The organism is Winogradskya consettensis (genome assembly GCF_018332715.1).
Lineage (GTDB): Bacteria > Actinomycetota > Actinomycetes > Mycobacteriales > Micromonosporaceae > Actinoplanes > Actinoplanes consettensis.
The window spans coordinates 1-400 of the sequence record NZ_BOQP01000112.1; the positions used below are offsets into that span (position 1 = coordinate 1).

The 400-nt window shown below is 71.8% G+C and carries 1 protein-coding gene; it reads left to right on the forward strand.

The window, feature by feature from the left end:
- On the forward strand, positions 1-400 hold a 400-nt coding region (gene pgk / locus Aco04nite_RS48530), incomplete at both ends, for a phosphoglycerate kinase (protein WP_213003928.1).

The following is a 400-nucleotide window of genomic DNA, read 5'->3' on the forward strand; positions in this document are numbered from 1 at the left end:
TGCTCGGCGAGGGTGTCTCGGGTCGGCGCGTGTTCGTACGCGCCGACCTGAACGTCCCGTTCGACAAGAGCGACCCCACAGTCATCAGCGACGACGGCCGCATCCGGGCGGTGCTGCCGACCCTCGTCGCCCTGCGCGACGCGGGCGCGAAGGTGATCGTCGCCTCCCACCTCGGCCGTCCCAAGGGCGCGCCGGACCCCAAGTTCACGCTCGCACCGGTCGCCACGCGGCTCGGTGAGCTGCTCGGCACGCCCGTCGTGTTCGCTGAGGACACCGTGGGCTCATCGGCGACCGAAGCCGCGGGCAAGCTGACCGGCGGCCAGGTGCTGCTGCTGGAGAACCTGCGCTTCAACGCCGGCGAGACCTCGAAGGACGACGCCGAGCGCGGCGCTTTCGCGGA